The organism is Streptomyces sp. NPDC001515 (assembly GCF_053597115.1).
The window spans coordinates 216,555-240,863 of the sequence record NZ_JBSFHN010000005.1 but is presented as its reverse complement, the minus strand read 5'-3'; the positions used below and the strand labels follow the sequence as shown (position 1 = coordinate 240,863).

The window sequence follows — 24,309 nt, the reverse complement described above, 5'->3', positions numbered from 1 at the left end:
GGGGTTCTGGGTGGTGTCGGTCCCGGACCGTGCGGTGGTCGGTCCGGGGTTCTGGGTGGTGTCGGTCCCGGACCGTGCGGTGGTCGGTCCGGGGTTCTGGGTGGTGTCGGTCCCGGACCGTGCGGTGGTCGGTCCGGGGTTCTGGGTGGTGTCGGTCCCGGACGGGGCGAGCACTGAAACCGGTACCTCCGGGTCGGATACGGGGATCGCCGTCACGCCCGGTGCTGGCTGCTGCGGGACCGGGGCCGCCGACATGCTGCTGCTGGCCGGGGACCATGGAGAAGGAAGCGGGACCGTGGCGAGAGCGAGGGCATGGCGCCGAGCGGCGAGTTGGTCGAGCAGTTGTGCCCGCTGGATCGGGTCGGTGCCGACGGCGGCCCTGCCCACCGCCTTCGACAGGCGTCGAGTCAGCCGTCGACCCCGACGGTTGCGCTGCTGTTCGGGAGTGCGCTCCGCGAGGCGGGCAGCGAGAGCGACCGCGCGAGCGGTGGCCCGGTCCCGGGTGATCTGTGCGGCATCACGGTCCCGCGCGGCAATTCCCAGGCGGGACAGAACCCTTTCGCGGGCCTCCCGGCCCAGCACGGCGACCAGTCCGTTCGACGCGGCGCCGGGGGTGCGCAGCCGCAGTTCAATCCCCATGGCCAGGTGCCACAGCATCGCCGCCATAACCGGGCCGACGAAGGCCCGGACGGTGCCGCCGACGGGCCCGCTCTCGGCGTAGGCGGGGATCACCTGCACCGTGGTGATCACCCAGACCAGGGTGCCCGGCAGCCCGGGTGCACCCTGGACCGCAAGGTTCTGCCGCGCCATCAGCGCCGTCGCGAACAGGGCGAGTTCGGCTGCGGCGAACATGCTGGCGCGCTCGGCGGTCCCTGCCATGTGGAGATAGTCGGCGGCGAAGGTCCAGCTCGTGTCGGCGCTGTAGGCGGTGCAGCCCAGGGCCGCGACGGCTGCGACCTTGACCGCCGGCCCGCCGAGACGCTTCTGCGTTCGGGTTCCCCGGCGGCGGACGGTCCAGGTGGCCAGCATGAGTGTGAGGGCGGCGGGGACGACGGCGGCCAGGAGGAGCGGGAGATTTGAAGCGGCACCGACGGCGAGTGCGGGGTGGGTCATGCTGCCTTTCCGAGTGAGGCCCGTGTCGGGGCTGATACTGCCGGGCGGTTTACGCGCCGAGAGGTGCCGGGAGCCGTGGGCGCGGCGGCGCTCTTGGCCTTCGAGGTCTTCTTCCGCTGCTTCGCGGGGCGGGGCACGCCGTAGTTGCGGTCCCGGTCGAGGACCTTGTTGGCTGCCTGCCTGAGCAGATCTCGGGCGTGCTTGTGGCTGATCTGCAAGGCGTTGGCCAGCCGGTCGGGCCGCCAGCCCCGGACGTACGCGTGGTCGATGACGACCTGCCGTTCGGTCTCTGAGAGGTGCACATCGCGTCCGTGGAAGAAGGCGGTTATGCGCCGGTAGTCCAGGCGCTTGTGCACCTTGTCGTGAAGGGGACGCCGCTCGGCTTCGGTCGTGCCGCCCCAGACGCCCTCCTTCAGGGAGTTCTCCAGGGCGAAGTCCAGGCACTCGCGGCGCACGGGGCACCATCCGCACAGCTCCTTGGCTTCCGCGATCTCCGCGTGGTCCCGAGGGCCAGGGAAGAACACGGCCTCGGCGTCTTCGACGTCCATGCCGTGACACGTCCCGCGGTGGTGCCAGGTGGTGTCGCCGATGCCGCGCAGGCCGGTGGCCGGCGCGGCGTGTGTGGTGATGTGGCGCAAGGTGGGTCTCCGATGTGCGTCCGCGCCGACCTACGGGTGCGGCGGCGGTACCGGCTGCGGCGCGGGGGCGCGCCGCAGCCGATGCGAGTCGGTGGATTCAGGGGGCCGTGCCGGGAGCACACACCGGCCGGTCAGGCGAGCGCGGGCTGGGTCTGCTCGGCGTGCTGTGCCTGCAGTGCGGCTGCGAGGTCGAGACGGCTGGGGTGGGTGGCACACGGAGCGGTTCCGCGTGCTCCGCCATCGAGACCGATCCGTCGGCGCCGACACGGCTCGCCGGGCTGGGCCAGGCACCACTCGCACCGCACGCTCAGGGCGTCGGGCAGCCCCTGCTCGACAGCGGACTCTCGGGCTGCGCGGGCGGGCCGGTAGGGAGCGAGGGCGGCTCGCACGGCGGGCGGTATGCAGGAGCCGCTCTCCCGCAGCCGCGCCTTCAGCCTCGTGCTGACGCCCTCGCGACCGCTCGTGATCGCTCGGGCCTGTGCAGGCTGCGCGGTACCGGAGGCGACGGCGCGCCGGGCGCCGAGCAGCTCCGCGGTCCAGGCGGCCTGGTCGTCCGGGTCGACCGACGGCGTCGGGTCGGAGTGCCGTGCTAGGCGGTCGCGCCGGTAGCTCTCCCACGGCCGGGCCAGGTCCGAGGGCAGGATCGGGTACGGCGAGGTGCGGATGTGCTGGCGGGCGGCGACGCGGACATCCCAGCCGTGCGGGGTGGCCATCGGTACGTCGCCGAGCAGCTCGTGCCACTGGGCGAGCTGATCGCGGGCTTCGCCCTGGTCGGTGCGGATGGTGCGGGTGTCGAGCCTGCCGATGTAGGCCAGCAGGGCGGCGATTTCGCGGCGATCCACGGTCAGCTCTCCGATCCGGTGGGCTCGTCGAGGGCGGCCAGCAGGGCGGCGGTGTGGGCCTCCGTCCGGGTCATGCCCCCCGGCGCGGCGGCGTGTTTGCCGGGCACGGCGTAGAGGTTCGGGCGGCTGGGGGCATGTTCCCGGGCTATCCAGGAGCGCCAGTCCATGTCCCAAGCTTCCGCCGGTCTCGGTTTGTGGGCGGCTCGATGGGCGCGCCACTTGGCGTCGGCGGCGCGCAGCCCTTCCTTGCCGAGGCGGTCAAGGTGTCCCTGCTGGCGGATCCAGGAGTGGGTGGCGGGGCCGATCTGCCACTCGGCAGCCGGGACCGCGACAGCACCACTACTGCTGTACCTCCGGTTCAAATCAGGTTCACTACGGTTCTGTGTGCCGGTGGCCGGTACCCCGCTCTGCCGGTGGCCGGTACGCCGGGGTGCCGGGTTCCGCCGGGACCTGCCGGTGGCCGGTACTGCCGGATTCCGTACCCTCGCGGCGGATTCCGGCACCTCACGGGATCGGATTCCGTACCGCCGCAGGGCAGAGAGGCGCAGCTTCGAGGGATCGGAGGACTCGTCCGGCGCCCCAGATCGGTCGGCTTCCTCGCGCTGGGCCTGGTTGATCGCCTCGGCGGCGAGAGGCATGCGGTAGACCGTGCTGCGCTGCGGGCCGACGAGGTCGTCGAGTTGATCCAGCTCACCGGCCACGAGCAGACGCTCGATCGCGTCACGGACCGTGGAGAGCGAGGCGCGGGTGCGCTTGGCCAGGCTGGACAGCGAGGCGTACGAGATGCACTGCTCGTCGGCAACACGGTCGGCGATCGACAGCAGGACCAGACGCGCGGCCCCCCGGCTGGTGCTGTGCTCCCAGACCCACTCACGGGCTTCGCTGCTCATCGGCCGCTCCCCTGGAGCGGCCGGGTCCGGCGGTTCGCCGGGGCCGGGATGGTGAGATCCGGCTCGGGGCGCTGAGGCGCCGAGGTGGAGATGACTGCCGCGCAGGCCGGGCTGAAGGGCCTTTTGCGCAGGGCAGGAGGCATGCGATACTCCCCTTTGCAGTGTTGCCACGCTGATGCGCCCCTCGGAAGGACTCAGCGTGGTGATGGTGGGCAATCGCCGCCCTTGCCGGGGCGGGGCTGCCACTTTGCGTCCGGCGTCCGGGAGTTTGCCGCTCTCGGGCGCCGTCGCTATTCGTGGACCCTCGTGGTCCGCTTCGCTTGTGATCTCCTCGCGTTCGCCGCCGCGGGCGGGCTGCCCGGGGGAGGACGAACATACGCAGCGTGCGTGGCACTAGTCCATGATTGGTTCTACAACGTTGTAGAAGCCGACCCCTCTCCGTGCGGCGAGCCGCGCGTGGTGGGACGCCGGGCGTGGAGGGATGGTGTTAGTTACGGAGGGGTGGCCTCCGCAACTATCCCGCCAGACGTTACGTGATGTACCTTCTAGAGGCAAGGGGTGATCACATGCCGACCGCCTTGCTGACCAGCACCTTCGGGAGATCCTGTGCCACCACGCCGCTTCTCCGGCGATGCGATGAGAATGGCCCGTCGCCAAGCTGACCTCACGCAGAAGCAGGTAGCCGAGGGGCTGGGGCTCACTTCGCACGTCGCTGTAGCGCGGTGGGAGAAAGGCCAACGGCCGCCGCCGGCAGAGAAGCTCGTCCGCATCGCCGACATCATCGGTGTAGACGTCGACAACCTCTTTCCGCGCGAGGGCCCGTGCGACCTCGTCGACTTGCGGTGCGACGCGGGCCTGACGCAGAGCGCCGCCGCCGACGCGGTCACGGGCCTCACCCGGCACGTCCTCGGTGATGCGGAAGGCGGGGAACGCCGGCTCACGGCCCCGGCGGTCGACGCACTCGCGGCGCTGTACGGAGCGAGTCCTCGTGAGGTGCGCGATGCTCAGGAGCGGAGCTTCGGCGTGGCCGTACCGATCACCGCACCTCAGGGCCAGCCCACACTCACCGATACCGAGCGCCGGGTGCTGTCCGAGCTGCGTCACCTCGCGGACGAGCGCGGAATTTCCCTTGCCTCGCAGAGAGGCGGCCTGTCCGCGGATCTACTTGCCGCGCTCAACGATCTGCTGTCCGGCCGTGGCTGACAGAGCCCGCTACGACGCCGTAGTCACTGGTTTCGCCTGGGCGTCCGCCTCCGCCTCGGGGCGCCCGGCCCGGTCGTGAAGGATGCGCACGGTTTCCGGGGATACACGAACGTACGCGCCCGCCACGAGGGCCAGCCAGTGCGCCTCGGCGCGGGCGTCGGCCAGAGACTTGGCCGGCAGGGCCCGCGCACGGCCGACAGCGGTACGGCCGGCTGCCGCATTGTCCAAGGCCGCGGCGATCCAGTACGCCTCGACCGTCACGTCGGGGTCGTCGTCGGAATCGGTCAGACGCCGGGCGCACGACAGCAGGGTCGGCGTGGCGCACCAGCGCAGGGCCTCCACGGCATCCGCAATCTCCTGGGCCCGGCGGTCGAGGCGAACGCGGAGGGGGCCCCAGGCCCGGGTGGCCTCGCCGAGACGCGTACCGGCCGGCTGAAGAGCGACCTGCGGGAACTGCCGCACCAGGTCAGCCCACAGCGGGTAGAGCCTCTGATACGTCCGCCACGCAGCCCATCGATCGGCCAGCGCGATCGTCGAGGGCACGGCGGCCCCCACAGCCCACAGCAACGCCACCGTCAGCGTCACCGAGTCGGCGATCGTGCGCATGGTGACGTCGCTGGCGCTGGCGGGCACCCATACCGTCATGATGCGCAGCACGGGGTAGACGGCGTAGATCAGCATGGCAGCTGACATGAGCGTCAGCCCGATACGCAGCGACCGGTACTCCGCTCGCCGGCCGGCCCGCCACCACTGGAAGCACGCCACCCCCGACCCCGCCGCAAGGTAGGTGTAGGCAATGGTCAGGAAGATCCCGGCGCCCCACTGGCCGGCGTGATCCGCGGTGAAATCCACGCTCGGTTCGGACCGGTCTACCACCGAGAAGAACAGCACGATCAGGAGCGCCAGCCACGCGACTGCAAGCCGGTGGGCTGTGCGGCTGACCCACGCGCTCACCGAGACATGCCGGGGCGGCGCACCCGTCTCGGCCGGGCCGTAGACCTCGACGATGTACTTCAGCCCAGCCAGGATCGCGGCCAGCGAGAAGGTGTACTTCAACAGGGCGGACAGATCGGTGACGGCCGAGTTGTCGAGGGCTTCTTTCACCGGCGGGACTCGGCACCACACGGCGGCAGTGAATCCGGCACAGCACAGCCACAGGTTCCGGTGCAGCGTGTTACCCGTCCAAAGGGACGGCAACCTCCACACCACGGTCGCCGACATCACCACCGGTACGACCCAGAGCAGAAACGTCAGCATGATCCGGTCGCACCGCCTCGAACCTCACGGTGCAGGCCGAAGGGCTGCGCCAGCGTGGACTCCAGGCGGCTGATCAGATCCGTTCCCGCAGCCGACGCGCCCACCCGGGGGGCCAGCAGGTGCGCGCACATCGCGGCTTCACGCTCCGCGGCCAGCTCGTAACGCGCCCGTCCGTGCACTATCTGCCGCGCGGAAACGTCCGCACTGATGTCTTGCGCTGACGCAGTCAGTTCGGCCGGGCTAGAAAGGCTTGACAGATCGTGGCCGAGCCATTCATGTGCCAGCTCGTGCAGGACAAGACGTTCGGTCTGATACGGAGTCGGTCTGGAGCGGTAGAAGATGTGGGTGGTTTCGCCGTGTATCGCCCGCATCCCGCAGACGTCGGGCCGGTCACCCGGGGCTTCGTCTATACGCGTCAGGCGAATGGTGCGTCCCCGGGATGCCTCAATCGCTGCCACTAGCCCTGGAATGCTGCTGACATGCCCCGGCAGTACGGCAAGGTGCTTCTCGCACCGTCGGAGCAGGTGGCGCATTTCGCTCCGCAACCTCATCATCGTGACTCACATTCAGCAGACGATCGTGAGGTGACGATAAAGCATCCCTTGGTGGAGTGGTCGCAAGGGGGGCTGGAATTCCGCTTCGCCTGATTTGCCCCTAGAGAAAAGCTACTGAGGCGCCCCAGGCGCAATACCGGCCCCGGGGACGTCCAGCCAGCCACCTTTTGATCCGACGGACGGACGGATCAGTCGAAGGGCGTCCGGACCGCTCACACCGCGGGCTCGAAGCTCTTCCACGACCAGTCGGGCCGCAGCCTCAGATCCGTCCCGACCGCGGTCGAAGTATGCCTCCCAGTACGAGAGCACTGGTATATAGGAATGCCAGCCACGGGCTGTCATGGCGCGCAACTGTCGAGAATTCCGGTCCGTACCGTCCCGCTTGTCGGCGAACACGGCGACGCCATCGCCGGGATCCTCTATGCCGGTCCCGGGATCCACCATCAGGATCAGCTGGCCGTCGCCATGATCGATCGTGAATCCCGCATCCCGGTCCCCGAACAGCAGCTCCAAGTGCTGGCACCAGGAGCGCAGGAGGGTAGCGAGGGCCTCTTCGAGTTCGACCCAGTTCTGCGCGAGCCGGGCGGCAGGCTCAGGGAGGGTGCGCCCGCACGGCTGATAGCGCCACAGGTAAGGGAGTGCCTCATTCTTGAGGGAGCCAGGCCTTGGCCACGACCACTTGTGCTCCTTGAGGCCCCGGTTCCGGCACACGGATAGTTGCACGTGGTAGCCGTCCCCTGTGTCAAGGGTCGCGGTGTGCGACTCGATGCGCCACCGAACGGACAGCCCGGGGCCGCCGGAGTACTCCGTGGGCTGGCCGAGCTGACCAACAAGCTCCTTGATCATTTGCTGTACGGCAGGCGGTCCCGAAGTCAAATGCTGCACAGTGCTTCCGTCGCACTCCGAGGGCTGACTCGTGAGGCGCCTGGCCAGTGCCATGATCGCGGATTCGACCGGTATAACTGCTTTCATGTGGCAACCATGCCGTATCAGAACCCATAGATAAATGGGATGTGACGTAAAGCGCATTCGCTCCTGGGGGTGGTCGCCGAATCTTGTGCGAGTCCGCATATCTAGCTGATTCGCTCCCATATGGAAACCGGCTGGATGGCCTCGACCTATTGGGGTTTATTGGTGGGAAGTGGGGTGATTTCGACTGGTCCCGCATCTATCGTGAAGCGTGATCAAGTTGTCGTCAGCTTTCCGGCGAAGGCGAAGGGGGCCGCTAATGATGCTTGGGGCTATGTAAATTGTCACGTTGCGCGTGTGCTTGACGCTGAGTCAGCAACACGGGGCACTGGCAGCTGGGGTGCAGATCGCTGCTTTCCGGCACTAGTTGAGTGCGCGACGGCGGTAAATAAGCCTCAGCGCAATGATGTTGCTCTACCTCGACAGTGTGGTATCCCAAATGTGGCCCGCTGTAACGGTGTTTGAGCACCAGGGGCTTGAGTTGCATTCCTAGTGATGGCCCGCCTTGGAGTTCATGGTGGAGGGTGCCGAAACTGGCGCCATCCGTGTGCACCCCGTCGGCACGACGCTGTTGTCCAGTCCGAGCGGTCGCGTCGACGGGCATTTCCGGGAAGGTGGCGTAGGGCTGCGACAGAGTCTCGACGCCCCGACGACAGACGCGCTCGACGATGTCGCGCTGTCTCATGGGGCCATGGGAGGGAACGCCGATGTCATGTCCGCCAACGGTGAAGTCGGCGGCCGGCCCGGTGCGGTGATGGCGGGAGGGCGTCCTGTACCGGCCTGGTGCCGGCGGTGCGGCAGGTGATGACCGTGTGGTAGTCCGGCGCGGGCGGCTTCGGGGCGATGACGGTGTCGTACCCGCGCCCCCGAGCGGTGAGGAGAACACCCGTCGCCGTGGGAGGACACCTCGGCGACACCGGGAAAGCCCACGTTCTCCTGGTGGGCGACCGAAGGGGCCTGGCGGAGCGAGCGATGGGAAGACGTGCTGGGCGTTGAACAGCAGCAGCTGTACGGCATGGTTGGACGAAGTGTGCGGGGTTTCGTCCAGGGCGATCAGGGCGAGTTGCTCGGCGGAGCGCTTATCAGCTGAGACCTTCTCGTCGAGGAACGCCCATCCCCGGAACGTCTGCTGAGCGGGTCGCTAGGACCGCCACGCTTTCACGGATTACCCCGCTGCTGGTCCCGAGCGCATGGACCAACTTGGTGGTCAAGGTCTGAGGAAGCCCTTTGTCGTCCAGCCCACATACGAGGATCAGGTCGCGGGCAGCGTTCGTTCCCCCGGAGGGGATCAGGTTGGTGAACTGGGGGTTGGCCAGGCACTCGCGGGCGGCGTAGCCGTCGGTCGCGGCCATGGTCCGGCGGTGCAACTCCTCGGCGACGTGATGCGCTGCGGGGCTGTCGGCCTGGTCGAGGAGGTCCAGGACGGTCAGCCCGAGGCGTGTATCGAAGACGGTCGTGCCGATGTCGGGTTCGCGCTGCATGTAGGTGTTCACCAGCTCGGGGAGCAGGTCGTCGACGGGGTGGTGGGCGGCTCGGCGGCACAGCACGGACAGGCAGGCGGTGACGGCGTTCTCCCAGGGCTCGCCGGGTGTCGTCTCGGCGACGAGACTGGCGGCGTGGTCGGGGTCGTCGTGAAGGGCGGCGAGTACGGCGACCTGCCGGCCGTCCAACATCCGCAGTCCGAGGCCCTGGTGCTGCTCGATGTGGGCCAGGGCCTCGGTCCAACGGCCGGCGATGGTCAGGCTGCGGGTGCCGTCGGCGAGGATCACCCGCCAGAGCCAGGCTCGTACCTCGTCGCGGTCGGCGTCGCTGGTGGTCAGTTCCGCGGGGATGCGAACGCCTTCGAACTCGGCGGGGACAGAGCTGCTGACGGCGTCGAATAGTTCGAGGAGGCGGTGGCGGCCGTCGTCGGTGTTCCCGGCACGGATCTGGAGGCGAGCGAGGTTGACGACGGGTTCCAGGGCTCGGATCGCGGTCATGCCGGGGAGCGGGGTGGCGTGGAGGTAGGCGGCGGCGTGCTGATGGCACCACTGGCGGGCGAGGTCGGGCAGGCCGACGTCGGAGGCAAGGAGCGCGGCCTGGTTGTAGACCGCGGACGCCAGGCCCTGGTCCGCCTTTGTCTGGGCCGTGGCGGAGAGCTCGACCAGGGCGCGGACGCGCTGCGGCAGCGGCAGGCAGGCGGGGCGGAAGCGGGAGATGAGCGGGAAGCGTCGGGTTATGGAGGCGTACGGGTCCACGGGGACTCCTGGGGAAGGGAACGGCGAGTGGGGGTGCAGGCCCGCCGTTGGTCGGCGGGCCCGCACCGGGGTTACTGCCAGGTGACCAGGACGCGGTTGAGCGGGGTGTCGAGGACGAACGTGCCGGGCTGCTGGTCGATGGGGGGCGCGTCGAGCGGCAGGAGCTCGAAGGCGGCTTCCCGGCCGCGGTACTCCCGGTCCCAGGTACGGATGGCGTCGGTGACCTGGGAGGCGAGTTCCTCGCTGCCGGGGCCGTGGCCGACGACGCCGAACTCCCAGAGCTTGCCGCCCTCGGGGGTCTTCTCGTCCAGCAGGCGCCGGGTGAGGTAGGTGAGCGCGCCCTTGTCCACGGCGGCCGTGGAGGAGGGGTAGGGGTCCTCGGTGAGCACGGTGCCCTTGGCGGTCTGGGGGAAGAGCATGCGGATCAGGCCGGAGGGCAGGGAGCAGGAGACGAAGAGCTCCATCCACTCCGGGCTCTCCATGGCGCGGACCTTCATCCCGGTCCACTGCTCGGTCCGCGGCTGTTCCAGGACGCCGGCGAGAGCGTCGGCGTCGATCTGCTGTCCGGCGGGGGCCTGGAGGCGCACGGTGCTCAGCGTGGAGAGGGGGATGACGCGGCGGTCGTCGTCGGCGATGCCGCGCCGCAGCGGCATGAAGGTGTTCATCTGCGAGCCGGACGAGAGCCAGCGGCCGTCGCGCCCCTGGTAGACGATGGAGCGCGAGACGCTGCCCTTGAGGCGCTGGGGGGTGACGAGCCGGCCGCCGGGGGCGAGCTGTTCGAGCCAGGCGGCCGGAATACCGTGTGCGCCGACGGTGGCGATGATCCGGTCGTACGGTGCTCCCTCCGCGTGGCCGAGGGCGCCGTCGCGGGTGAGGGCCTGGACGTTGGTGAAGCCGGTGTCGGCGAGGTGGGCGCGGGCCCCTTCGACGAGGTCGTCGTCGACGTCGATGGTGGTGACGTGTCCGCCGGGGCCGACGAGGTGCCCGATCAGGGCGGCGTTGTAGCCGGTGCCGGCACCGAGTTCGAGGATGCGCTCGCCGGGCTGGGCCTGGAGCTGGTCGAGCATGAGGGCGACGACGCTCGGCTGGGAGGCGCAGGAGATCGACGTGCCGTCGGTGTCGTACTTGATGTTCACCGGCGCGTTGGCGTACGCGTCGGTGAGCGGCGCGTCGGGGACGAACCGGTGCCTCGGGACCGTGCGAAGCGCGTTCTCGACCTCGGGCGTGCGGGCGTGGCCCTCGGCCTGGATCTGGTCGACCAGGGTGTTGCGCAGGTGCTCGGCGTCGGCTTCGGGTGTGGTGAGCGTGTCGGTATTCACCGCGCCGACGCTATCGGCGGCGGGGTTGTTCGCGGCTGAGGACGCGGTGTTGTCACTCGATCCCATGACTACCTCTCGTGCGATGTGGAACAGGGTGTGCTGGTCTGCGGCAGGCAGGCCGGCACGGTTGGCGTGGAAGATCAGGTGATGGGCGACGACGGCGCGAAGGCCACGGGTCAACTCGCCCTGTGCCGCCAGGTAGGCCAGCGTCGTGCCCGCTCGTTCGAACGCGGCGACCCACTCCGCTTGTCCGTTCAGCGGACCGCCTGCGCGGCACAGGCTGCGCGCCTCGGTGGACATCAGCTTCCGCACCGCCGGCAGCAGGGCGACGGACTGTTCGCGGGCGGGACCGGTGACGGCGGGACGCAGTTCGGCGACTTTGCTCCAGACGTCGCCCTGCTCGAACCAGTCGAGGTTCGCGGCGCGCATCATGCTGCTCATCAGCAGGACGGCCGTCTCCGACCTCCCCAACCTGCCGGGGCCGGAGACGTAGGTGAGGAGGTGTCGGCTGTCCTCGTGGAAGAGGTCGTGCGCGGCCCGCGTGGCTGCCGGGCCGCCGAAGGCGTCGGTCTCCGGCTCGTAGATCCCGGTCGTCCAGGAGGACGCGATGCCGTCCGCGACCAGGTTGTCCAGCAGCGCCGTTACGGCCGGGGCCGGTTGACCGGCCAGGTACCGCAGCGGCCAGGGCTGCTTGTTCATGAACCACCAGCCGCTGAGCTGCAGGTCGGCTTCTGCCTCGATCAGGACGGGGGCGAGGCGGTCGGTGATGGCGGCGCGCGCGGTCTGCCGGTCGGGGAAGGTGATCTGGTGCTGCTGCCAGTGGCCGGTGGGCATCAAGGTCCTTTCGGAGGTCAGGCGATGAGTAGGAAGGCGTCCCAGTGGGTGTCGGGCGGGGTGGTGCCGGAAGCGGCGAGGAGGCCGAGCCCGATGCCGGCGGCGCCGTCGAGGAGCCCGGCGCCGGCGGGGGTGTCGACGAGTGCCGCTCCGGCTTCCTCGGGTTTCGAGCCGAGTGGCAGCAGGGGGGCGAGCAGGTCGGGCAGAGCGGCGCGGAGCTGGTTCGCGGTCTCGGGTGCGGCGTCGGCGGCGGTACGGACGGTGAGGTGGGCGAGTCCGGCGAAGCCGTGGCACAGGCCCGAGTCCGTGGTGGCCCATAGCTGCTCGGGATCGGTGAGAGCGTCCACGAGGGCGTGCTCGGCGACCGCTCGGCGAGTGGGATCGCCGAGCGCGAGGGCGGCGAGCTGCTGGGCGCGCGCTGTGCCGGCGGTCCCGTAACACCATGAGGGACGCCGGGGACGGGCGGGTGCGCGCCGGCCGGTGCGCAGCTCGTCGCGGGTGATCCAGTACGGCCAGGTTCGGCCCGTTGAGGTGGCGGTGGCCCAGCGGTCGAGCCAGGCCAGGATGGTGCGCAGGGCCTGGCGGTGGCCGCTGACCGTGGTGCCGCGCCGGGCGCAGAGCGCGAGCAGGGCCAGGACGGAGCCGATGCCGTGGGCCATGCCGGTGTTGCCGTGGCCGCCGGGAAAACGTTCGTCCGGCTGCCCGGAGGGCCCGGTGAGCGTCCACCACCCCGGCAGGGCGTCCCCGTCCTGGGTGATCGGTTCGGTCAGGCGTACGCAGTAGTCGAGGACCGATCGCAGGGCCGGGCCCGCCGGGTCGCGGCGCAGGAGATAGCCGCCGAAGCCGGTCAGCCCGCGAATCGCGTCGAACTCGGCGAGCGCCGGGAGCTGTCCGGTGTCGATCCGGCGGTGCGCGGCGTCCAGGCGGCGCTCGACGTCGTCGAGGAGCTGCCGGTCCAGCAGGGCGAGGTCGCGTGCGTAGGCGCCGGGGAGTGCTTCGGCGGCGCAGGCCAGGACGTGCGCGAGGGCGGGGGCGCCGTAGAAGGGGTGGCTGTCGGCGCCGCTGGTGAAGGGCCGGCGGGTGGCGGTCGTGAGCCAGTCGTGGGCGCGTTGCCAGGGCCCGAGGCCGGCCGCGGCCCGCTCGATGTGCAGCAGAGCGATGCCGATCGGGCCGAGAGCAAGGTGCTGCCGGGCGGTCTCCGTGTGCACCGTGGCGGGCGCGGTGGCGGGATGGGCGAGCCTGTCGGCGATGCCCGCCGACAGGCCGAGGGCGGTGTCGTGGTTCACCGGGTCCTTCCGGTGCGGGCGTTGAAGGCCAGGGCGGCGGCGCGGGCGAGGCGGAGACAGATCTCCTCCTCGGGGAAGTTGACCGCCACGTGCCGCACGAAGTGGCTGTGCAGAAAGGAGGTCACGACGTCGTCCAGGGCGATGCCCTCGGTGTCCGGGCCCGGCAGGTGCTCGCGGTAGGCGGCAAGCGCGGCATCACGGTCGGCCCAGCCCGCCACGATCGCCTCGCCGCCGGGGACCGTACGGAGCGCCGCCCAGTCGTCGTGCGGGTCGGCCAGGCGGACGGCCTCGGCGAACTGCGGCCTCGGAACGGGCTCCGGTGCCCGGTGCGGGATGTGGTCGATCAGCCAGCGCGCGCCGGCCTGCGGGCCGCCGAGGAACGCTGAGGTGATCGCGAAGGTGTGGGCGGCCACCAGCGTGCGCTGCTGCGGGCGCCGGAGCTGGGCGAGTTGGGCGACGACGGCCCGCGAGTCCGCACGGAAAACCTCCTCGGCGGCGTCCCACGCGCTCCCGGAGCCCCAGCGGCCCATCTCCCGGTAGGAAGTGGGGTATCGCAGATCCGTCAGCAGCCCGGCCGTGCGCAGTTCGTCGGCCCACGCGCTCACCGTACGGGCGGCGTCCGCGAAGCCATCCGGGTCCGCCAGAGCGATGCGCAGGCGAAGGTGCTGGTCGGGGTCGCGGAACCGTATGAACCACCACGAGGGAGAACCGAGCCGGCGCAGGAGGTCGGGGACGTGCCGGGCCAGTACGGCGTCCTGCCGGCGCAGGTCCCCGTACAGGGTGGCCAGCAACACCGACGACGTGCCCGGCGTCTGCGTCTGGGTCGGGGTGAGGGCGCGGGCTGGGCTGGGCTGGGGCAGCGGCGGCCACGCGGCGGACCGTGTCGCCTTGAGGGGGACGATGATCTCGTGGGCCCGGCCCTGGCTCCAGCCGTACGCCTGCGGCCCCGGTGCTTCGGTGAGCACCACGGCCGAGGCGTGGTCGAGGTGCTGGCGCAGCAGACTGCGGTGGGCGGCCTGGGTGAGGTCGAGGGGCAGAAGCCGGTCGCCCTGGACGAGCTGCACGTGCTGAGGCAGGCGACGGCGGCTGTGCCACTCACCGAGCGCGAGGTTCCAGTCCGCTGTGGGACGGTCCGGGCCGGGCAGGTCGGCCGCTTCCAGCCTCCACCGGGCCGGGGAGATCACGATGCGGCCATAGCGCAGGCGCGGAAGAAACGGTGCCGTCGCGGCGGCGCCCCAGTCGAATGTGGTCACCTGGGCGCACTGGCCACGGGACAGCTCGGTGAGCAGCCGGGCCAGCGGCGGCGTGTGCTCGGTGAGGGCGAGCGCGTGCATGCCCACGGCCTCGATGCGACGACCGAGAGCCGGGGCGGCCAGGTACATCCGGCGTCCGTCGCATGCCACCGCGAGATCGGCCGGAGTGAGCACACCCTCCTCGGGCGGCCGGTGCTCTTGCAGGCTGATCAGCAACGGCAGGATACGAGGGGTCCGGGTGACGTGCGCGGTGTCGGCAAGGAGCGGGGGGAAGGAGAGCTGGGCGGCGTCGGTGCCGAAATCGGCGGTGGGCAGGTCGGCCAGCTCCGCGCACAGCGTCTCGCGCGCAGCGGGATCCAGGACGCTGGCGAAGCGTCCGGTGATCACCCCTACGCCCCGGGACACGCTCGTGACCTCCACGGTGAACCGGCCGCGCCGTACCTCGTCGATGCTCGCCGCGTGCAGCCGCACGCCGATCTCCAGGTGCGGCGGCACCCGCGGGTCCTCCGGCCCCACGTCCAGAACGTCCACCATCTCGTCGGTGAGCACCACCTCGTCGTGCCCGTCGAGCGCGGCGGTCTGAGCGAGGCGGACCAGAACGTCGTCGCGAGGGGAGATCCGCCGCCGTCGGGCACCGGCCGGGGCCCCGGGGTAACCAGCGGGGTAGCCGATGCCGCTGTCGGCGACGACATCGAGGAGGGACACCATCGTGCCGATGCCGTACCGCTCGTAGAACCGCTGGTGGTACTCACCCAACCCGCGAGCCCCGTACGGGCGGGCGCTGAGCCGGGTGAGGACGGTGGCGGCCCGCTCGACCTCACGCGCCACTTCGTCCGGAAGCCGAATATGTGCGTCGAGGCGCAGGTCGAGCGCCAGCGGGTGACGCCGAAGGCCCGGCACCAACCGCCGCATCCGGGCAGCCACATCCTCCCGGCCATCCGCCGAGACGCACTTCGGCAGCGCCGCGTGGACGGCCCGGAGGTCGTCGATCACCCCGGCGAGCGGGGCAAGGACGCCGATCCGGGCCGCGTCGAGCTGGGCGAGGACATAGCCGAGGGCATCGGTCTCGGTTGCCGGCGCTTGAAGATTCGTGATCAGCACGCGCCGCCGGATCAGCTCGACCAGCAGCCCGTGGACCCGCTCGGGCAACACACCGGGGTACTCCGCGCCCAGCCTCTCGGTCAAGTCCTCGAACCGGACCGGCTCCTCCGCCGCAGAAAGAGCACTGCGCACCGGGCCGGACAGCTCGATCGACACCTCCACCGACCGCCGACCGTCGTCCTGGAACGGGACGACCAGGCGCCCGTCCCGTACGAAGGCCGTGCTGTTCACCACGACTGACAGCCACGGCAGCAGCTCTCCACTGCTCTCCAGCTGCTCGACCAGCCGGGACACCCACTCGGCACCGGCCCGCGCGATGACCACATGATCCTCGCCCCAGGCCGCGGCCGTCCGGTCGCCGAAGACGGCGGTGGTCACGCCGGCGAACATTCCGAACGGTGTGGGCCGGGAGCCGGCCCTCAACAGGTATCGGGCCAGAGAGAGGCCGGAACGCCGCACGTCCCGCCCGGAGGGAGCCCGGGACGCGCACAGGGCCTCGACCCGGGCCCCCAGGTCCGGGCTGGCGTGCCGTACGGTCTCGGCCAGAGCGGCATCGCTCCAGACAGCGCGCACCCACGCCAGCCGATCAGTGGTGACGTCTTCCTGACCGACGGCTCGCAGAGACCGGTCGTCGAAGTCCGGGAAGGGAGTCTCGGCCGTAGCCGGTCGTGCGACGGCGCGAACGAGAGCGATCCCCCCGGACCGGAATGCCGGTGATGCAGTCACGAATGCCTCCTGGAGCCGAGCGGGAAGGGCAGCCGGGGCCGCCACACCATCGGTGTGGCAGCCCCAGCCAGGTCAGGCCGGATGAACCGGGTCAGGCGGCGTTGGTGATGCAGGCACCGCAGGAACTACCGCAGTTGTCGTCGGTCAGGTTGGTCAGCCCCGCGGCATCGGAGACCTCCAGCAGACAGACGTCCAGGGTGAAACCGTCCTCCTGGGTCGCGGCCTCCTGGACCTGGGTGGTGCTCTGCACGATGGTGCGCGTCATGACAACTCCTTTTTGATACATGGGTGTTGTGGATTTTCTGGTGCAGCCAGAGGCGAGCTGGCGCGCAACTGGAAAGCTGGCTCCGTCCGCCGGGTTCTGGCCAACCCGACGCGATGCCGCGACGGGAAGCTTTGCCGGTCCCACCTGGGCAGGTGGGCCGGGAAGGGGAGCTGAGCGTGGTCCGGTGGTGCCCGGGGTGTCGCGTCACGCAGTAGCGTTGGTCACCGCGCCGCACGGGCGCGCAGCCGGGCGGCTTCGGCGGGGTTGAAGAGGTCGTACAGGAGGGCGGCGTCCTCCCGGTGCATGCGCGCGACGTCCTGGTCGCCGCTGTGGAAGTAGGCATCGCCCAGCCACTCCTTGACACGGGCCTGCCACCGGCGGTGGCTTCGGACCTGGGGGAGTGCGTGGGTCAGCTCTTCCACGGCCTCGGCGCTCCGGCCGGCCTCGTCGAGGAAGCGGCCGTGCAGGGCGAGAGCCCGGGCGGCCTCGTAGTTCTCGCCCAGGTCGGTGAGGAGGGTGCGGGCGGCCTCGACCGTGTTCAGGGCCGCGTCCGGATCCGTCGCTGCCTGGACTTCCGCGAGAGTGATCTGCGCGAGTCCGATCCCGCGCCGGTAACCGCACCCTTCCCAAACGGCGATGGCCTGAGTCAGCGTCTCCGTGGCCTGCGGGAAGCGGCCGGCGTGGAAGTGTGCGGCACCGAGGCCGAGCAGGGCCTGCCCCTCGTCGCGTACGTCGCCGTCGGTCCGGGACGCGTGGAGGCACTGCAGGTACCAGTCGACGGCCTTGCCATGCTCTCCGGCCGAGGCGAAGCCGATGGCCCCGGAGTTGAGCATCTGCCGCTCGGCCGCAACGGTTCCGGTGCGGCGTGCGGATTCCAGTCCGATCTCGTGGGCCGCACCCCACAGGGCATAGAGGTGACGGAAGTGGAACAGGGGCCAGAAAGCGTCCGTGAGCTCCCACGCCGGCAGGTCCTGCTCGACAGCCGCCGCCAGGACCGGCAGGAGATTGTCCGCCTGCCCGTCCAGCCACGCCTGTGCCGCGCCCGTGTCCGAGAAGAGACCGACGGGCGCCGGAGCGTCCCTACGGAGGGTGGCCTGCGCGGGGGTGAGGAGGCGCTGGGCCGCGGTGGCGCAGCCGAGCATCCACCCGAACAACAGGTGCAGCGGCTCGCCGGGATCCGCTGCGGGTTCGCAGTGCCCCGCGTGCTCCCACACGGCGTCGTTCATCCGGAAGCCCTTGCCGGGGACGGCGTCCAGGAGCCGCTCGTCGGCCAGGCAGGCCAGAAGGTCCGCGTTGGCGACGGGGGGAGCGGACATGGCTGCGGCCATCTCGGCGGTGATGACGATGCGGGGCAGCCGCCCGAGGGAGCGGTACAGGCTGCGGGCCGACTCCGGCAGGTTCTTGTAGGCGTCGTCCAGGGCGGTGGTGATTGCCATGCGGGCACGCTCCAGGGGGTGATGAGCAGGGTCGGCGGGAAGGGTGGTGAAAGGGGTGAGGCCGGTGCGGTGGCGGGCGGCGGTCAGTACGAGCGCCAGCGGCAGGCCGCCGCACGACTCGGCGATGCGCTTGGCGGTCGCGTCGTCAGGGGCGAGCTGGCCGGGGCAGGCCGCCGTCAGCAACTGGACGGCGTCCTGTAAGGGCAGCGGGGCGAGCGGTACCGGCTCTGCGCCGTCGGTGGAGAGCTCCCACAGGGATCTGCGGCTGGTGACGACGATGCGTGCGCTGGACGAGGCGGGGAGCAGCGGGCGTACCTGGTCGGCGTCGGTGGCCCCGTCGATCAGCACATGGACCGGACGGTCGGCGGTGAGGGACCGCCACAGGGCCGCGGCCTCCGTCCGGTGGCCGGGCGGGCGGTCGACTCCCAGGGCGCGCAGCCACTGCTGCAGCACCGTCTCGGGCAGGGGGCCGCAGACGTGCGTGAGATCGGCGTAGAACTCGGCAGGGCCCGTGGGCAGGCTGCGGAGCCAGTGCGTGGCCAGGGCGCTCTTCCCTACGCGGGGGATTCCGCTGATGACGGCCAGGGTGAACTTCGAGGACAGCGTGTCGTTCAGGGCCTGGAGTTCCTGCTTGCGGCCGGTGAAGAATGCTGCCGGGCGGGGCAGCTGGCGCACGGTCACCCGGCCGGCGGCGGGGGTCTGGTAGTGGTGGTGGATGCCTCCGGAGACCGAGCTGGCCTGCAGCACGGGCCCCGACCGGCCGCCGCTGATGGTGTTGTGCGTCCCGGTCACCGGTATCCCCCCGCCGCGCTTCGGCGGCCGGGACCACCGTGTGCCGTCCGGGGAGCGCCGAACTCCGCGTATCGGGGGGCGTTCAGGTCGAGCAGGCGTCGCACCTGCTGGCTGTGCGGGTGATCGGTGAGGTGGAGCAGGAGATGCAGCCCCCAGGTCAGGAGTCGGTACACCGGCCCCGGGCGCTGCCGGCCCGCCAGACCGGCCCGCTGTGTCGTCTTCACGCTCTGCGGGCTCGGGGCGAGGTTGGAAGCCGGCGTCCGTGCGGGTGTGTCAGTACACATGAGTGCTCCAGATGTCGGCGGTGAACGGACTGTCGGGCCAGCCGCGAGTCCGGGGCCGGGGCAGGGCGTCGACGAGATCACGAAGTGCGGTTGCCAGCACGGCGAGCCGGAACTGCCGCTCGTGCGGCTCGCCCGGGGGGAGGGCGTGGCAGGCCATGACCCGCGCGGCGGCGGAGCGTACCTTCGGCAGGACGCCGGTATCGGTCCCGGCCGTCTTCTCGTAGGCGCGGGTCACCAGGACACGCACGACGTAGGCGATGCGTAACTCCTGGTCGGTGAGGATGTCCGGGGCGGGGCTGATGCCCCAGCGGACCCGCGCACGTGCCGCGCATGCGGCCCGGCCGAGAGTGACTCGGTCGGAGTCGGCGCCGGGAAGGAATGCTGTCGGCAGTGCGTCCTGCACGCTGTCCGGTGCGGGCGGCCAGGCGGCGCGGGCGGGAACGCCGGGTGGTGCTGCCAGGACCCGGGGGCGGGCGTGTCCCGCGAGCTGGATGACCCGGTCGTCGGCGAGTCGGTGGAGGGCTCCTCGTACGTCGGCCGGGTCGTCGGTCGTGAGGATGGTGGCGAGCAGGTGCCGGGTCGGCAGGGCGATGCCGGCGGGGTAGGCGCCGTGATCGATCATGGAGGCCAGGAGGCGGTGGCTGCGGGCGACGGAGTGATCTGGGGGCCGGTGATCCGGACACTTCCACAGACCGGCGGACGCGGTGATCAGCCCCTCGGCGGCCAGTTGGTCCAACGCCTCACGCAGACGGGATCTCGGCGCCTCGATGACAGTGCCGAGTTCGGTCAGAGTGATGCGCGTCCCCGGGGCGTAGGTGCCCGCCTGGATCCTCGTGCGGAGCAGGGCGGCTGTCGGGTCCGGATGGCCGGACCTCGACGGGTTGCCTGGGGCGGGTATGCGGGGCGGGACAGTAGACACGGCTCTCCGTTCTCGGGGCACACGGTGGAGCTGAAGGCGGTTCAGCGGGGCTGTAGTTCTGCGGCAGCCACGATCGCGGTGATCACTGCGATGAGGGTCAGCAGCATGACGAGGCGCTGGCGGTTCACGACGTTCTTCTCCGTACGGCGGGGCCCGGGGGGCAACGAGTGCGTGTGGCCGAGGCCGTTGAGGACGCTGTTGATCAGGTCGGTGAGTTCGGCCGTGGGCTGGTAGGCCATCAGGTGGTGACCGCAGCCGATGACGGTGCCTCCGGAGAGGGCCAGCTCGACGACGAAGCCCTGCGGCACCGGACGTATGGGACGGCGGACGTGGATGGTGACGCCGCGGCCCCGCAGGGCCATCAGGTAGCGCACGTGAGCGGGCGACGCGGAACGCACCAGTCCTTCCGTCAACACGTGCACGTCCGCCGGTCTCGGATCGGGCCAGTCCCTCGCACGGCTTTGCCCCGGGCCGGGATGGCGCAGCGGCGGGGGAAGCAACTCCCCACACAGGAACCGCACGTGGCGGGACTCGCGCATGCATGCGGTCAGACGGCCGACGCTTCCCGGGATCCGGTCGACGCGGGCGCCTTCGAGGCTCCCGGACCGTGAGGGATCGCGGTCGCTGCGGGGCCGGTCCGGGTCCGCGAGCGAGAGCAGCGCGTCGGCGCCCATGTGGTCGAGCCGGCACAGGGCACGCAGGTCGTGATCGCTTGCCTGCCGGCGTCCGGTCTCGATGTCGTCGATCCAGGTGCCGGTGACGCCCAGGAACGCACCTGCTTCCCCCGGCGACAAGTTCCGGGTGCGCCGCCCGTGGCGCAGAACTGCGCCGATGACGTGGGCGACGGGGTGGTTGAGGCTCGTCATCGTCCACCTCCTGGCCCCGAGCGGGGGGTGAGGAGGACGTCCAGGTCGGAGTCCTGCCACAGGGGCGCGGTGGGCGGGACGGCCCAGTACGGACCGGGGCCGGAACGGGCGGCTGCCAGCGGGAGCTCGACCCGGCCGCCCTTGGAGTGGAACCGCCACAGAAGGGTGCGCCGTACGGGGCGGTCCGGGTCGGGCTCCGTGACGAGCTGCACCATCCGGGACTGGGGGGCCGCTATGACAGGCCCCCATCGCTCTTCCGGTATGCGGGTGAGGAGCTTGCGGCACGTGTGCGGGTCGGTCCACAGGATGTCGACGTCCTGTCCGCATCGGGCGAACCGGCTCACGAGCCACGCCGGGTCAGGGGCGGGGCTTTCCTGATAGGGGCGGGGCAGGATGTCCAGAGACCGGCCGTGCCGGTTGCGGGCCGTCGTCGTTGCGGCGGTGCGCGGGGCGACAGCGGCCCTGGCCGGGAGACGACGGGTTTCCGTCCGGCGGACCGGCCGTGTGGTCTCCGCGTCGGGCCGCGTCGGCGAGGCGGCGTCAAGGATCCGGTGGTGCCAGCCGGCGGCGACCAGCTGGGGGTCGGTGAGCCCGGTGGACCGCAGATCCTTCAGACAGGCGTGGACCTGATGGCGCGGCAGGCCGGTCGTGTTCGCCAGCTCTTTCTCCAGGAAGGCGTCGGGGCAGTTGAGCGCGAGATGGCCCCAGACCGTCGCCGTCTCCTTCGTCACGGGGCCCGGAATTCGGTGCCCCGCGTCCAGAGGCGTGAGGAGTCCGCCGGTCAGCGCCCAGTGGGTCAGCGAGCGCAGCGACCGGACTCCGGCCCGGATCGCGCAGGCATGCCGGTGTCCGTCGACGCTTCCGGCGGCGATGCCCATGCGCGCGGCGGCCTGCTGGATATTCAGGCCGCCGACCGTCAGCAGCGACAGAGCCTCGTGCTGACGCGGGGACAGGGCGGGCCGCGCCAGCCTGGCGGGCTCGTCTGCGGCCGAGGGGACCGGCTGCGTGACGGGGGTGCTGTCGCAGAGGACGCCGTGCCGCCAGCCCTCGACGACCGTGGCACATTCGTCACCGAACCGCCCCCTCAGCGCGTTCAAGCACTGGTGGACCAGGTCCTGGCTCAGACCGGTCTGGAGGGCGAGCTCTCCGGGCAGCTTCTCATTGGCCACGTCCAGGACCAGGTGCTGCCACACCAGCCGCTCCGCCTCGGACACGTCCGGGGCCGCGTCCTTCCCAGCCCGATCCGGCCGCACCAGCACCCCCTCGAGAAGGCCCGCGTGGACCAGCGCTCGGTGCGTCCGCAGCTTCGCCAGCGACTGGAACTCGCCCAGCCTTTTCGTGATGGTCGCCCGGGACACCCCTTCGGCCGCCGCGCACGCGCCGGTGGTCCGGCCCCCCGCCCGCAGGGCGAGCGCCCGCCGCACCGACGGGGCAGCGTCCCACGTCCCCTCGCCCGGAGCAGTGGCAGCGATCCCGGTATGGGCGGGCGGCGCCACGTCCAGACCGCGCCCCAGCACACCGTGCGCGATGCCGTACCCGATCAGTCCGTGCAGCGACGTGCCGAACCGGCTTCTCAGTAAGTCCAGGACGCCGGCCACCTGCGACTCCGGCAGGCCCAGGGCCACCGCCAAGGACGGGACCAGCTCGGGCTCCAGGATGTCCCACCGCAACGCCGCCCACACCGCGCGAGCGTCCCGGTCCAGACGCAGAGTCACCTGCCGAACCGCGGGCAGGCGCACCACGTCCCGGTCCAGGAGCCTGTAGCACATGGCCCGCAGCGTCAGCACGCCCAATCGGGCCTGGATCACGTCCAGGGACCGGTGCACACCGGCTGAGCCTTCCACGGACATCCCGCCGACGACGTGCCTGGCCAGGACTCTTTGCGCCGCAGAGAAGGCGTGCGCGGAACTTGCGGCGACCGGCATCATCGCCCCCCCCTTCGGGTCGCAGGCCAGGCCCAGCCGGGCGCTGTTCATCTCGGTTCTCCTTGGTGCGGTGAGCGGGGTGTTTCCGGCACGGCTGGCGCGGGCTGTCTCGTCGGCCATGGCCCGGATCTCTCCCTCGTCGGCGTCCGCCACCGCCTGTAGATCACAGGCGAAGCGGGTGGCCACCGTGGCGGAGAGCGTCGGCTCGTCGTCCAGGGACACCAGCCGCTCGTCCGAGATCGGAAGGCCGGGCGCTGCGGAGGGCGGGAGCAGGACGTGTCCGTACACGGCGGACACCTCTGCCTCACGCGCCCACACGAGGTGCCGGCCCTGCTTGTCGAGGGCCGGGCAGTGCGAGAGAGCGCACCGGGCGCAGGAAGGCGGCATATCGGTGAGCCCGGTTTTCCCCGACGGCCGCCCGTCCCGACGCGTCGCGGCCAGGACGAACAACAAGCCGAGGGGGCTCCGGGCGGCCAGACCTCCGCACCCCTGGCACCGGCGCTCGACCATGCAGTGCGACTGCCGGTAGGGCGACAGCGCAGCACCATTCACCGCGCCGGACGGCGTGGACCCAGTGGTCCGGGCCAGCAGCACATCCATGCCGGGACAGCGGTCGAAGGACGTCTCGGCTCGGTAGGCGAGCCAGCCGTCCTCCCGGACCACCAGCTCGTGCTCAGGGACGTCGAGCTCGCCCTCGCCCTGGGTCAGGGCGATGAACGGCACGTGGGAGACATCCAGCGGAGAGTTCAGCGTCACGATGCAGCCCCCCGCGCCGCGCCCAGCAGCACCTCGCACGTCTTCTCCCGGCTCCACGCGCAGGACATGGCCTCGCGTACGGCCTCGCCCACCGCGTGCACGGCATCCTGGCCGGTCCCGTAGGTGGGGGAGGGGCCCAGTTTCGCCACCAGCCGATGCCCGTAGACCGTGGCGTCGGCAACTTCGGGCGAGGAGACGGTGCTGCGGATGCGCTCGGCCTGTTCCTTCGGCAGGATCCGGATCACCAGGCTCTGACCACCGGGGGATTCGCTGTGCACGAGCCCGGCCAGATGCCGCAGCTGGCCGGCGAGAACTCCGGGTTCCCCGGCTCCGTGGGTGAGCACGGTCTCGTCCAGCAGCACGGTCCGCTGCTGATCTGCCGCCGTCCTGACGCGCCGCACCCACTCCAGATCGCGTTCGCTGGGGCCCGCGCCGGGCACGGACCTGAGAACAGTTGCTTCGTACGCCGGGGTCCGCAGCCCCACGGGCACCCGCACGCAGATCTCGGCGATCCTGCTGGCGATACACGTCAATGCGAGGTAGCGAAGTGCCGCCCCGGCACCTGCGGCGTCCGTCCACATGGCGTCGGCCGAACGTCGCACCATCCCTGCCCTGCCGCTCCCGGTACCCCGGGTGAGGTAGTCGACGTGCTCTTCGGCCCCGTAGTGGAGCAGCAGCCTCGCCAGTACGCCGGGCGGAGGAGCATTCTTGGCGGACTCCCACCGGTAGATGGAAGCTATTGGCGCGCCCACCGCTTCCGCCGTTCTCCGTACGGTGATATCTCCGGCCAGGCGCAGCCACCGAAGGTAGGCGGCTGTCACGAGTAGAGCGGGCGGCGGAGCAA

General features: G+C 70.9%; 18 protein-coding genes and 1 pseudogene. 1 reads left to right on the top strand and 18 read right to left on the bottom strand.

Features of this window, described 5'->3' with window-relative positions; genetic code table 11:
- The 4 genes from ACWCXC_RS08710 to ACWCXC_RS08695 form a co-directional block, all read right to left on the bottom strand.
- Positions 1–1,113: hypothetical protein (locus ACWCXC_RS08710; protein ID WP_450887581.1), on the bottom strand; the 1,113-nt coding region annotated here is incomplete at its 3' end.
- On the bottom strand, positions 1,110–1,751 hold the full coding sequence (locus ACWCXC_RS08705; protein ID WP_450887579.1) for a WhiB family transcriptional regulator: 642 nt from the start codon (positions 1,749–1,751) through the stop codon (positions 1,110–1,112). The genes ACWCXC_RS08705 and ACWCXC_RS08710, both read right to left, overlap by 4 nt.
- Positions 1,752–1,882: 131 nt before the next feature.
- On the bottom strand, positions 1,883–2,593 hold the full coding sequence (locus ACWCXC_RS08700) for a zinc finger domain-containing protein (RefSeq protein ID WP_450887577.1): 711 nt from the start codon (positions 2,591–2,593) through the stop codon (positions 1,883–1,885).
- 2 nt (positions 2,594–2,595) lie between these two features.
- Entirely contained in the window at positions 2,596–3,483 is an 888-nt protein-coding gene (locus tag ACWCXC_RS08695; RefSeq protein WP_450887575.1) for a helix-turn-helix domain-containing protein, read from the bottom strand.
- A 606-nt stretch (positions 3,484–4,089) separates the two neighbouring features.
- On the opposite strand from ACWCXC_RS08695, the gene ACWCXC_RS08690 reads away from it, so the two are divergent.
- Positions 4,090–4,686: a helix-turn-helix transcriptional regulator gene (locus ACWCXC_RS08690; RefSeq protein WP_383644663.1), complete on the top strand. Its 597-nt coding sequence runs from the start codon at positions 4,090–4,092 to the stop codon at positions 4,684–4,686.
- Between the two features lie 9 nt (positions 4,687–4,695).
- Here ACWCXC_RS08690 and ACWCXC_RS08685 read toward each other — a convergent pair whose 3' ends face one another.
- The 14 genes and pseudogenes from ACWCXC_RS08685 to ACWCXC_RS08620 all read right to left on the bottom strand — a co-directional run.
- Positions 4,696–5,943: an MAB_1171c family putative transporter gene (locus ACWCXC_RS08685; RefSeq protein WP_383644666.1), complete on the bottom strand. Its 1,248-nt coding sequence runs from the start codon at positions 5,941–5,943 to the stop codon at positions 4,696–4,698.
- On the bottom strand, positions 5,937–6,401 hold the full coding sequence (locus ACWCXC_RS08680) for a hypothetical protein (RefSeq protein ID WP_450887572.1): 465 nt from the start codon (positions 6,399–6,401) through the stop codon (positions 5,937–5,939). The genes ACWCXC_RS08685 and ACWCXC_RS08680 overlap by 7 nt, the downstream gene beginning before the upstream one ends.
- Before the next feature lie 207 nt (positions 6,402–6,608).
- A complete protein-coding gene (locus tag ACWCXC_RS08675; protein ID WP_450887570.1) occupies positions 6,609–7,343 on the bottom strand; it encodes a hypothetical protein in 735 nt (244 codons plus the stop codon).
- 1,205 nt (positions 7,344–8,548) lie between these two features.
- Positions 8,549–9,703, bottom strand: a complete 1,155-nt coding sequence (locus ACWCXC_RS08670) for a hypothetical protein (protein WP_450887568.1) — start codon at positions 9,701–9,703, stop codon at positions 8,549–8,551.
- Positions 9,704–9,774: 71 nt separating this feature from the next.
- Positions 9,775–11,856, bottom strand: a complete 2,082-nt coding sequence (gene fxlM, locus ACWCXC_RS08665; RefSeq protein WP_450887566.1) for a methyltransferase, FxLD system — start codon at positions 11,854–11,856, stop codon at positions 9,775–9,777.
- Positions 11,857–11,873: 17 nt separating this feature from the next.
- A complete protein-coding gene (locus tag ACWCXC_RS08660) occupies positions 11,874–13,142 on the bottom strand; it encodes a lanthionine synthetase C family protein (RefSeq protein WP_450887564.1) in 1,269 nt (422 codons plus the stop codon).
- A complete protein-coding gene (locus ACWCXC_RS08655; RefSeq protein WP_450887622.1) occupies positions 13,139–16,078 on the bottom strand; it encodes a lantibiotic dehydratase in 2,940 nt (979 codons plus the stop codon). The genes ACWCXC_RS08660 and ACWCXC_RS08655 overlap by 4 nt, the downstream gene beginning before the upstream one ends.
- 235 nt (positions 16,079–16,313) lie before the next feature.
- Positions 16,314–16,487 carry an FxLD family lanthipeptide gene (locus ACWCXC_RS08650; protein ID WP_450887562.1) on the bottom strand — a complete coding sequence of 58 codons (174 nt, stop codon included), beginning with the start codon at positions 16,485–16,487 and terminating at the stop codon, positions 16,314–16,316.
- A 221-nt stretch (positions 16,488–16,708) separates the two neighbouring features.
- Positions 16,709–18,715, bottom strand: coding sequence for a tetratricopeptide repeat protein (locus ACWCXC_RS08645; RefSeq protein ID WP_450887560.1), 2,007 nt, complete (start codon positions 18,713–18,715; stop codon positions 16,709–16,711).
- A gap of 273 nt (positions 18,716–18,988) precedes the next feature.
- Positions 18,989–19,918: a GntR family transcriptional regulator gene (locus ACWCXC_RS08640; protein ID WP_450887558.1), complete on the bottom strand. Its 930-nt coding sequence runs from the start codon at positions 19,916–19,918 to the stop codon at positions 18,989–18,991.
- 41 nt (positions 19,919–19,959) lie between these two features.
- Positions 19,960–20,784, bottom strand: coding sequence for a helix-turn-helix domain-containing protein (locus tag ACWCXC_RS08635; RefSeq protein ID WP_450887556.1), 825 nt, complete (start codon positions 20,782–20,784; stop codon positions 19,960–19,962).
- A complete protein-coding gene (locus tag ACWCXC_RS08630; protein ID WP_450887554.1) occupies positions 20,781–23,465 on the bottom strand; it encodes a helix-turn-helix transcriptional regulator in 2,685 nt (894 codons plus the stop codon). The genes ACWCXC_RS08635 and ACWCXC_RS08630 overlap by 4 nt, the downstream gene beginning before the upstream one ends.
- Positions 23,462–23,998, bottom strand: a complete 537-nt coding sequence (locus ACWCXC_RS08625) for a Scr1 family TA system antitoxin-like transcriptional regulator (RefSeq protein ID WP_450887620.1) — start codon at positions 23,996–23,998, stop codon at positions 23,462–23,464. Before ACWCXC_RS08625 ends, ACWCXC_RS08630 begins: the two co-directional genes overlap by 4 nt.
- 126 nt (positions 23,999–24,124) lie before the next feature.
- Positions 24,125–24,286 (bottom strand): annotated as a pseudogene (locus ACWCXC_RS08620) (helix-turn-helix domain-containing protein); the annotation flags it as partial.
- Positions 24,287–24,309: the final 23 nt, after the last annotated feature.

Coding starts and splice junctions, on each gene's coding strand:
- ACWCXC_RS08695 (WP_450887575.1), bottom strand. CDS start 3,483: ATGAGCAGCGAAGCCCGTGAGTGGGTCTGGGAGCACAGCACCAGCCGG.
- ACWCXC_RS08685 (WP_383644666.1), bottom strand. CDS start 5,943: ATGCTGACGTTTCTGCTCTGGGTCGTACCGGTGGTGATGTCGGCGACC.
- ACWCXC_RS08675 (WP_450887570.1), bottom strand. CDS start 7,343: ATGATCAAGGAGCTTGTTGGTCAGCTCGGCCAGCCCACGGAGTACTCC.
- fxlM (WP_450887566.1), bottom strand. CDS start 11,856: ATGCCCACCGGCCACTGGCAGCAGCACCAGATCACCTTCCCCGACCGG.
- ACWCXC_RS08650 (WP_450887562.1), bottom strand. CDS start 16,487: ATGACGCGCACCATCGTGCAGAGCACCACCCAGGTCCAGGAGGCCGCG.
- ACWCXC_RS08635 (WP_450887556.1), bottom strand. CDS start 20,784: ATGACGAGCCTCAACCACCCCGTCGCCCACGTCATCGGCGCAGTTCTG.